9 protein-coding genes are annotated in these 9901 nt (G+C 34.4%); 1 reads left to right on the top strand and 8 read right to left on the bottom strand.

Translation table 11 applies throughout. The features are described from left to right. Window positions 1–12: 12 nt before the first annotated feature. The 5 genes from BZARG_RS13670 to BZARG_RS13645 all read right to left on the bottom strand — a co-directional run bounded on the left by BZARG_RS13670 (window position 13) and on the right by BZARG_RS13645 (window position 4940). Window positions 13–390, bottom strand: coding sequence for a hypothetical protein (locus tag BZARG_RS13670; RefSeq protein WP_008639383.1), 378 nt, complete (start codon window positions 388–390; stop codon window positions 13–15). Further along, window positions 390–803, bottom strand: coding sequence for a GreA/GreB family elongation factor (locus BZARG_RS13665; protein WP_008639349.1), 414 nt, complete (start codon window positions 801–803; stop codon window positions 390–392). The genes BZARG_RS13670 and BZARG_RS13665 overlap by 1 nt, the downstream gene beginning before the upstream one ends. 17 nt (window positions 804–820) lie before the next feature. Continuing rightward, entirely contained in the window at window positions 821–2116 is a 1296-nt protein-coding gene (locus BZARG_RS13660) for a Glu/Leu/Phe/Val family dehydrogenase (RefSeq protein WP_008639381.1), read from the bottom strand. 391 nt (window positions 2117–2507) lie between these two features. Beyond that, window positions 2508–3836 carry a sigma-54-dependent transcriptional regulator gene (locus BZARG_RS13650; protein ID WP_008639395.1) on the bottom strand — a complete coding sequence of 443 codons (1329 nt, stop codon included), beginning with the start codon at window positions 3834–3836 and terminating at the stop codon, window positions 2508–2510. A 3-nt stretch (window positions 3837–3839) separates the two neighbouring features. After that, on the bottom strand, window positions 3840–4940 hold the full coding sequence (locus BZARG_RS13645) for a sensor histidine kinase (protein ID WP_008639352.1): 1101 nt from the start codon (window positions 4938–4940) through the stop codon (window positions 3840–3842). 177 nt (window positions 4941–5117) lie between these two features. Between BZARG_RS13645 and BZARG_RS13640 the strand changes: the two genes are divergently transcribed. Next, entirely contained in the window at window positions 5118–6338 is a 1221-nt protein-coding gene (locus tag BZARG_RS13640; RefSeq protein WP_008639389.1) for a multidrug effflux MFS transporter, read from the top strand. On the opposite strand, the gene BZARG_RS13635 is transcribed toward BZARG_RS13640, so the two are convergent. From BZARG_RS13635 to acs, 3 genes are all read right to left on the bottom strand, one after another. Further along, window positions 6316–6948: a MarC family protein gene (locus tag BZARG_RS13635; protein ID WP_008639317.1), complete on the bottom strand. Its 633-nt coding sequence runs from the start codon at window positions 6946–6948 to the stop codon at window positions 6316–6318. The genes BZARG_RS13640 and BZARG_RS13635 overlap by 23 nt on opposite strands. A gap of 87 nt (window positions 6949–7035) precedes the next feature. Beyond that, the gene (locus tag BZARG_RS13630) at window positions 7036–7809 is read right to left on the bottom strand and encodes an NYN domain-containing protein (RefSeq protein WP_008639348.1); all 774 of its coding nucleotides are present in this window, start codon (window positions 7807–7809) and stop codon (window positions 7036–7038) included. Between the two features lie 113 nt (window positions 7810–7922). Next, window positions 7923–9830 (bottom strand): acetate--CoA ligase, encoded by a 1908-nt coding sequence (gene acs / locus BZARG_RS13625; RefSeq protein ID WP_008639350.1) that lies wholly within the window; start codon window positions 9828–9830, stop codon window positions 7923–7925. Window positions 9831–9901: the final 71 nt, after the last annotated feature.

The raw sequence follows: 9901 nt of genomic DNA, 5'->3' as shown, positions 1-9901 counted from the left end.
TATAGAAAATTACTAATTTAATAACTTTTTATAAAGCTCATTTTTAAGATTTCGATATGCCTCTAAATGTTTCACATATTTTGAACAAAAAGTATCATGTAGATTAACATAATAAATGTCACATTCTAAATTATCACATTCATTGTAGTTTTCAATTGAGCCTCTATATGTGTACAATTCATTGATGATAATTGTATTTTGTTCGGATTTCTCTAACAATTCATCTTTTAACGTTTCATCATTTAGTTTCTTTGAAGCTATTTGAGCTAGCCAATCACTTTCGTCCGTAACATAAGTTAAATGAGAAATCCATACATCAAGCTCTTGTGTTCGCTTGGCAAGAATGATTTCTTCATCCGTATTATGATTAAAAAAAGGTTTTGATTCCATTATAATTGATATTGTTTGTTCGATTTATTTTGTACTACACTAATAATACGTAGCTTTTTGATTCCTCCAGGAAACTCCCAGTCTATTACATCATTTTGGGCATAACCCATAACAGCAGATCCCATTGGAGTTAAAACTGAAACCTTATTGTTTTGATGATTTTTATCATTGGGCATAACCAGTTCAAAAGTGTTTTCCCAACCATCATCCGTTGCTACAGTTATTACAGAGTTGAATCTAATAACATCATGAGGAACAAGTTCTTCATCATCTATTAAAGCTTTCTGCAATTCAGCTTCAAGTCTTTTGACAGAGTATTTACGTGTATCTTCTTTTAAATTTTTAGATAAATTTAAAAGACTCTTTAAAGCAACATACTCTTTTTTTTCAAATATCAAGCTCCCGTATTTCATTTTACATAAATATTTATTTATGGGAAAATTCCACGTTGAATATAAGCTCTTTCAATTCGTTCGATAGCTATAAAGTAAGCAGCCGAACGCATATCTATTTGCTTTTCTTCCGATGTTTTTAAAACTCTTTTAAAAACTTCTTTGATCTTTTTATCTATTTTAGCCATAATTTCGTCTAACTCCCAAAGCTCGCCATTACGGTTTTGTAACCACTCAAAGTAACTACCAATAACACCACCAGAATTACATAAGATATCTGGAATAATATTGATACCTCTCTCTAGTAGTATTTTTTCAGCTTCTACTGTTGTTGGGCCGTTAGCTCCTTCAGCAATTAAAAATGCTTTAATTTTAGAAGCATTTTCTTCAGTAATTTGGTTTCCTAAAGCAGCCGGAATACAGATATCACAATCTAATGCGAAAAAGTCCTCTTTCTCAACTACAGCAGATCCTGCGAATCCGACAACTGAACCATGATTGTTTTTTGCGTATTCGAATAAGTCTGCAACACCTAAACCATCCGCATTGCTAATTGTTCCAAATGCGTCTTGAACACCAACCATTTTAGCTCCTTCTAATTCTAAAAAGTGTGCAGCCCAATAGCCAACATTTCCAAAACCTTGAACAATAAACTTTTTATCTGACAAGTGTATTTCTTTACTTTCAGCCCAATATTTAATGGTTAAATAAACACCAAATCCTGTTGCTCTATCACGACCTTCTAATCCACCAGAACCAACTGGCTTACCTGTCACTACGTGCTGATTTTTAGAACGTTCCGATGGTGCTTTTGTAGACATATAAGTATCTGCAATCCAAGCCATCGTTTGTGCCGTTGTATTGACATCTGGCGCAGGAATATCATGTTCTGGCCCAATGTTATCACCTAAAGCATAAGTAAAACGTCTTGTAATGCGCTCCAATTCAGAATTAGAATATTTTGTAGGATCCATTTGAATACCTCCTTTAGCACCACCATAAGGTAAACCTGCTAATGATGTTTTCCAAGTCATCCACATTGCTAAAGCTTTCACCGAATCAATGTCAATAGTAGGATGGTAACGTAAACCACCTTTGTAAGGACCTAATGCATTATTATGTTGCACTCGGTAACCCTTAAAAATTTCAACTTCTCCGTTGTCCATTCGGACTGGAAAGTGAATAATTAACTCATTATTCGTTACAGCTAATATTTTTTTAATGTTTGGATTTAAGCCAACCATATCTGCTGCAGCGTCGAATTGCTTCATAACATTCTGTAACATCCCCTGTTTAGGCTGCTTTTTCTTTTTTGCTTCTTTTGTTACTGTCATATTTTTTTTGTTTAAATAAGTTCAAAGACACGTTTTTTCGATTTAAAATCGCTTTTCCGTACTTTTCGTTGGGACTCCGTGTTTGCATGGTTTTGCGCAACAATTTCATATTCGCTACACGACCATATAAAATTTTTATCTGCGGTTAAAATACAGGTGTCTATAAACTTGCAATCTTGACACAAACTATTTTCCAAAAATTGACTCATAGATTATTTTCAATTTCATCTATCTATTTAAGCGCAACCTCTATGCCAAGTTAGATAACACAAGTTAAACCGTTGTTAATCACCTCAAATTACGCTATTTGATATTTATTATTTATTAGGATAAGTTTTACATTTGTGGTGTAATTACACAACTGCGTAATAATTACCCACAATAATAAGTTTTACTTTATTTTTTCTCCTAATGTTTTTCTATCAATTTCTAATATTTTTGCTGCTTTAGATTTGTTGTTATTTGTTGCCTTTAATACTTTTAAAATATAGTTTTTTTCCATTTTCTTTAATGGTAAAAGCGATTGATTTTCCTTCGGAAATGTAATGTTGTATTTTAATTGCTCTGGTAAATCAGCTATCGTGACTTGCTTATCGCACATTATTACCGCACGTTGAATAACGTTTTCTAACTCTCTAATATTTCCAGGCCAATCATAGCGTTCTAATACATTAAGAGCTTCATTTGAAATTGTTATTAACCTATCCTTAAATTCTACACCATATTTTAGTAAAAATTTATTAGTTAATAAACCAATATCTTCTTTTCGCTCTTTTAATGCTGGCACCGATACCTCAACAACCGTTAGGCGATAATATAAATCCTCACGAAAACGGCCCTTTGCAATTAAATCTTTTAGGTTCACATTAGTTGCTGCAATAACCCGTAAATCAATAGATTCTACTTTTTGCGATCCGACCCGCATAACCTCCTTTTCTTGAAGTACACGTAATAATCGTGATTGTGTGGCTAAAGAAGCATTACCAATTTCATCTAAAAAAATAGTCCCTTTGTTTGCTGCCTGAAAAAATCCTTCCCGATTATCGTCAGCACCCGTAAAAGCACCTTTAGTATAACCAAATAACTCTGCTTCCAAGAGCGACTCTGGTATGCCGCCACAGTTTACAGCAATAAAAGGTGCCGTAGCATATTTCCCCATATAATGGATGGATCGTGCTACAAGCTCCTTCCCTGTTCCACTTTCGCCAGAAATAAAAACTGTAGCCCTATTGTTTTTAACCCGATCTATAACATCAGTTACTTTTTTTATAGCCTCAGATTGGCCTATTAGTTCCCCATAGGAATCGTCATCTCTTATTTCACTCACCTTTTCCGCTACCCTTTTGGGTCTGCGTTTCAATGATTTTATCACAGCCGTTTTAAGTTCCTCTTTAGTAAAGGGCTTGGTGACATACTCCACAGCTCCCGACTTCATAGCTTCTAAAGCTCCATCAACTGAAGGATAACCTGTTACAACTAATTTTGGAATGGATGGGAAATGTTCAGAAACATATTTCACCAGTTCCAGACCATCAACTCCTGGCATTTTTAAATCGGTTATTAGCAAATCAATCGTTTGATCTTTTAGAATAGAAATAGCCTCTTTAACAGAAACAGCTTTAAATGTATGATAATTTAAACTTTGCAAATGCCGTTGCAACAGTTCTAAAATATGAACATCATCATCAACCAGCAATATATTTTCACGATTAAATACCATAACTTATTTTTTTGGAAAGCGAATAGTAAAAATAGTTCCTTTTGGTGTGTTGGGACTATGTATTATGCTTCCTTTATGACTTTTAACAATACCATGAACAACACTTAAACCCAATCCAGAACCTTCACCAACCGGTTTTGTTGTAAAAAAAGGATTAAAAATATTTTCACCTTTTTCTGGACCAATTCCAGAGCCTTCATCACTAATTTCTATAATAATCTGCGTTTCAGTTTGACTAACTGTAACTTTAATTTCACCTTTTTCTGGTGAAAAATAGATAGCATTAATAACCAAATTAAAAATAACTTGCGTTAGTTGAATAGAATCTACTCGAAATGGTATATACTCATCAGCAATATGAACTTTACACGAAATATGTTTTTTGGAGAAATTTGGTTTTAGTAAACTAATGGCATCTTTTACAATATGAGTAATATTAGTTAATTCCATTTGCTGTGGCATATCACAGGAGAAAAACATTAATTTTTTTACAACTTCGCGTGAGTAAATGGCACTATTCATTATTTTATCTAAATCATTTAAAACGGTTTCATCTGTATCAAATTGTTCTTTTAACAGTTCCGAATACCCCAAAATATTTGCCAACGGCGTATTGAGTTCATGCGCAATACCAGCTGTAATTTCTCCCAAAATAGATAGTCGATCTGCCCGTTCAACTTGTCTACGAGAAATAGCTTCTTTTTCAATAATTTGCTTGCGTTCAAGTAAGTTACCAATTTCTGAAGCGACTTTATGTAGTAACTGTATTTCTTCATCTAAAAAACTCGTAGTCGTAAATTCACCTTGAGGATATCCCACTTTTATCGATCCTATAGGAATATTAAAGGCCTTAATTGCCGAAATAATAAAGACTTTATCTACTGGTTTCTGACCAACTACAAATAATGCATCTTCCACTTTTATTTCAACCGATGCCTCATCCGAATACAAAATAGCACCTTGCAAACTTCTAGCTATGGCCTTTAGTGTCGGATACAGATCTTCCAAATTACTATTAGCTATATAGGAGCTAACGGTATATAAACAGGTGAGTTCTTTTATACGTTCATTTAACTTTTCTTCAGCTGATATTAATAGCGACATATGCGAGATTTTGTCTAACAAAAATACATTAATTTAATAGCAAAACCCCCTAACTTATATCGTTTTAGCGACCATTGATTAATAAATCGACTTAAAAATAGATTATTAATAAAGAATTAACAATCTCTTATAAATTCAAATAGCCTCTACTCTCTTCATTTGGAGTAATTTTGCAGGATGCAAAAAAATACAGCAACAGCAGAAAAAGTCAATATAGAATTTATTGCATTAATGGCGTCTTTAATGGCAATTGTTGCGCTCTCCATTGATGCTTTACTTCCAGCTTTGCCCGACATTGCTAAAGATTTAGGTGTAACAGATGTTTCCAAAAACCAACTACTGATTACCATGATTTTTTTAGGTCTGGGGTTCGGGCAACTAATTTTTGGGCCGCTTTCTGATAGTTTTGGTCGGAAACCTATTATCTATGTGGGTTTTGTACTATTTGTATTGGCAAGTATTTTGTGTGTTTCTACAAGTAGTTTTGAACTTATGATTGTTGGAAGAATCCTTCAAGGTGTAGGTTTAGCAGCACCGCGAACTATTAGCATTGCTATGGTTAGAGATTCCTATAGTGGTGACTATATGGCCAAAGTAATGTCTTTTGTTGTGATGATTTTCATATTGGTTCCGGTCATTGCACCTACTTTAGGTCAGTTTTTGATAACGTTTTACGATTGGCATTCTATTTTTTATGTCAATTTAATCTTTGGTTTAGGGGTCATGTTTTGGTTTTGGAAAAAGCAACCAGAAACCCATTTAAAAGAAAATCGAACAAAATTAACGCCTCAACTTTTTATTGCAGGCGTCAAAGAGTTTTACACACATAAAGATGCCGTTGCTTACACCATTATTTCCGGTTTAATAACGGGTTCATTTATGGTGTATTTAAGTACATCGCAGCAAATCTTTGAATACCAATATAATTTAGCAGATTTATTTCCTTACATCTTTGCTAGTTTGGCAGTTTCTGTTGGTTTTGCTACTTTTTTAAACAGTGCTTTAGTTTTGCGTTTTGGAATGAAGAAAATTGCGTTTACAGCAGCAATTTGCTTTAGTATTGTTTCGGTTTTATATGTGATACTATTTTCCTCTGGTATTAATCCAGATTTATCCGTTTTGGTTATATTTTTCGTTTTACAATTTACAGCCATCGGTTTTCTGTTTGGAAACTTACGCTCGTTAGCCATGGAGCCCGTAGGGCATATTGCTGGTGTTGGCGCCGCGGTAAATGGTTTTTTTAGCACAATAATGGCGGTTCCTATAGCAAGCTTTATTGGTAGTTTTGTAATGGAAAGCGTATTGCCATTATTTATTGGTTTTTCAATATGTGGTATAATATCTGTGATATTATTCCTTTCTGTTCGAAATTACACTAAAACTCAATCGCCTCAATAATGGACACTGCAGATGAAATAATATACTCTACGCCAATTGCTATTACAATAAATCCGATAACACGGGAAAGCGCATTAATCCCTGAAGCGCCTAAAAATTTCACAATAACATGTGATGATTTTAAAATCATATAAATAGCCACTGTTGTTACCAATAAAGATAACAGTATTATGCCTATTTGAAGTGTAGACTGATATTCCTGATTAAAGGTTATAAGTAACGAAATAGTCCCTGGACCAGCCAACATCGGTATAGCCAAAGGCGTTAATGAAATAGCATCACGTGTACGAATATCTTTTTCAATTTTATCACGTTTCATTCCTTTATGCTCTTTAAATTTCCCCGTTAACAATGCAAATCCTGAAGAAGCAATAATTAGACCTCCTGCTATTTTTAAAGCATTTAAACTAATGCCGAAAAATGATAAAATATATTTACCTGCAAAAAAGGAAAGTAATAAAATAATCCACACGTTAAAAGATGTCCAAAAAGCTATTACACCGCGTTCTTTCTTCGTGCTTTCTTGTGTTAAACCTACAAATACTGGAACGGTTCCAAGTGGGTTCATAATGGAGAATAGTGCTCCGAAACTGACTAAAAATAAATCCATAGTTTTTTACTACAAATTCACTACTTTTTTGCAAGTTCAAGGTTACGTAAATCTTAAATAAAGATATAATAAATGTAAAGCTTTACCCTATTTTTTTCTTCGTGATTGTTTTTTAGGTTGCTTCTCATTTATACGCACATAGACCAACTTAAAACGACCGTTTCCACTTTCACGTTTATCAATTTCGAAATCATCAATCGAATTAATTAAAGGTGTCAGTTTGGCGAACCCGTAGTTACGAGAATCGAAGTTTGGTTGTTTCTTTTGTAACAATCCACCAACATCACCCAAAAAAGCCCAACCATCATCATCAGCAATATCTTCAATGGTTTGCGATATAAACTGAATATCCTTTGGCGTAATTTTATCGTAATTATCGTCTTTAGTCGATTTCTTTTTATCTTCAGAATCCAAATCAGCATCTGCTGAAGCTTGTTTTAGAATTTCAATATAAATAAATTTATCACAGGCTACAATAAATGGTTTGGGCGTTTTCTTTTCACCAATACCATACACTTGCATACCTGCTTCACGAAGCCTTGTAGCTAACCTTGTAAAATCACTATCACTAGAAACGAGACAGAAACCGTTTACTTTTTCACTATACAAAATATCCATAGCATCAATAATCATGGCGCTATCCGTGGCATTTTTACCTGTTGTGTAACCGTATTGCTGAATGGGTGTAATGGCATTTTCTAAAAGCAGATTTTTCCATTTAGATAAATGAGGTTTAGTCCAATCGCCATAGATACGTTTAATTGTTGGATTACCATATTTGGCTATTTCTTCCATCATTTCTTTTACATGAGCCGACGGTATATTGTCGCCATCAATTAGAACTGCTAATTTAATTTCCATTGCCTGTTTTTAGTTTTTGGGTAATTTGTAAAGTTAACGAAATGTCTGTGATAATTGGTTTAAATGGCTGATTTTATAAAGTACCATCCCTAAAGACGAACCAAACATACAATTTATAGAGCCTCATCAATAATATCTTGCACACATTCTGGATTTAGCAGCGTACTGATATCCCCTAAATTAGAGGTGTCTCTTTCGGCGATTTTTCGAAGAATACGACGCATAATTTTACCAGATCGCGTTTTAGGAAGACCTTGCGTAAACTGTATTTTATCCAGTTTAGCAATCGGCCCAATACGTTCCGTTATTAGTTGGTTAATTTCCTTTCTTACGTTATCATGAATCCGACCTTCACCGGCATCTTTAAGCGTAACATAACCATATAAAGCAGTTCCTTTAATCTCATGAGGAAAACCTACAATAGCCGACTCCGCAACAGCTGGATGTTCATTAATAGCATCTTCAATTGGAGCGGTTCCTAAATTATGTCCAGAAACAATAATAACATCATCCACACGGCCTGTTATTCGGTAGTAACCAACTTCATCACGCAAAGCACCATCACCTGTGAAATACATATTTTTAACCGTTGAGAAATATGTTTCTTTATAGCGTTTATGATCTCTCCAAATTGTCCTAGCCATACTTGGCCAAGGAAATTTAATACACAAACGCCCTTCTACTTGATTACCTTTTAATTCCTCACCTGCTTCATTAACAATTGCTGGCTGAACGCCAATAAAAGGTAATGTGGCATAAGTGGGTTTGGTTGGTGTAACATACGGAATAGGCGTAATCATGATGGCGCCAGTTTCGGTTTGCCACCAGGTATCAATAATGGGGCTTTTATTTTTACCAATATTATCATTATACCAATGCCAAGCCTCCTCGTTTATAGGTTCACCTACGGAACCTAATACTTTAATTGATGATAAATCAAATTTTTCTACTAGCTCGGAACCTTGTTTTGCCAAGGCACGGATGGCTGTTGGCGCTGTATAAAACTGATTTACTTTATGTTTATCAATTATATCCCAAAAACGTCCAAAATCGGGATAACTCGGTATACCTTCAAATAAAACGGTTGTCGCTCCATTTGCAAGCGGTCCATAAACAATATAGCTATGTCCGGTAATCCAACCAATATCGGCCGTACACCAATAAACATCATTTTCACGATATTGAAAAGCATTTTTAAAAGAATAGGCTGTATAAACCATATATCCAGCTGTAGTATGCACCATGCCTTTGGGTTTTCCTGTAGAGCCTGAAGTGTAGAGAATAAACAAAGGGTCTTCAGCATCCATAATTTCGGCTGGACATTGCGTTGAAGCTTCATCTAACAAAGGTTGCAACCATTTATCGCGACCTTTTTTCATTTTAATATCCGAATTAATTCGTTTTACCATTAAAACGGATTCTACACCTGGGCAACTCTCTAAAGCTTCATCAACAATACCTTTTAAATCGATAGTTTTCGCACCACGGTATGAACCATCTGCAGCAATTACCATTTTGCAATCGGAATCATTAATTCTAGTTGATAATGCTGTTGAAGAAAAACCAGCAAAAACTACTGAATGAATGGCACCAATTCTAGCACAGGCCAGAATAGAAATCGCCAATTCAGGTATCATAGGCACATAAATACAAACACGATCTCCTTTTTTAATTCCGTGATCTTTTAACACATTTGCCATTTGATTTACCCGCTCATGTAACTCATTATAGCTAATATGTTCGGCAGGTTCATCTGGATTATTTGGCTCGAATAAAATTGCTGTTTTATTTCCGCGCGTAACAAGATGTCTATCGATACAATTTTCTGTAATATTTAATTTGGCACCTTCAAACCATTTAATTTCGGGTTTAGAAAAGTCCCAACTTAAAACTTTATCCCATTTTTTTCGCCATACAAAATGCTCTTCAGCCACCTCTTCCCAGAAATTCTCTGGTTCACGAATAGATTTTCTATAAATCTGATAGTATTCTTCTAAATGCTTGATGTGATAATTACTCATATATACAGTTTATTATGCTACTAAATTTAACAATTCTAATTGGGAATTAAAAAATCCTTTGTTAAAACACA

Origin of the sequence: Bizionia argentinensis JUB59 (genome assembly GCF_000224335.1) — a bacterium.
In the GTDB taxonomy this organism is placed as follows: Bacteria; Bacteroidota; Bacteroidia; order Flavobacteriales; family Flavobacteriaceae; genus Algorimicrobium; species Algorimicrobium argentinense.
Note: the sequence above shows the minus strand (reverse complement) of the source record. Positions and strands in the feature narration are given on the sequence as shown.

Excerpts from the sequence above, each read along its gene's own strand:
- BZARG_RS13670 (WP_008639383.1), bottom strand. The coding sequence starts at position 390 with ATGGAATCAAAACCTTTTTTTAATCATAATACGGATGAAGAAATCATT.
- BZARG_RS13665 (WP_008639349.1), bottom strand. The coding sequence starts at position 803 with ATGAAATACGGGAGCTTGATATTTGAAAAAAAAGAGTATGTTGCTTTA.
- BZARG_RS13660 (WP_008639381.1), bottom strand. The coding sequence starts at position 2,116 with ATGACAGTAACAAAAGAAGCAAAAAAGAAAAAGCAGCCTAAACAGGGG.
- BZARG_RS13650 (WP_008639395.1), bottom strand. The coding sequence starts at position 3,836 with ATGGTATTTAATCGTGAAAATATATTGCTGGTTGATGATGATGTTCAT.
- BZARG_RS13645 (WP_008639352.1), bottom strand. The coding sequence starts at position 4,940 with ATGTCGCTATTAATATCAGCTGAAGAAAAGTTAAATGAACGTATAAAA.
- BZARG_RS13640 (WP_008639389.1), top strand. The coding sequence starts at position 5,118 with ATGCAAAAAAATACAGCAACAGCAGAAAAAGTCAATATAGAATTTATT.
- BZARG_RS13635 (WP_008639317.1), bottom strand. The coding sequence starts at position 6,948 with ATGGATTTATTTTTAGTCAGTTTCGGAGCACTATTCTCCATTATGAAC.
- BZARG_RS13630 (WP_008639348.1), bottom strand. The coding sequence starts at position 7,809 with ATGGAAATTAAATTAGCAGTTCTAATTGATGGCGACAATATACCGTCG.
- acs (WP_008639350.1), bottom strand. The coding sequence starts at position 9,830 with ATGAGTAATTATCACATCAAGCATTTAGAAGAATACTATCAGATTTAT.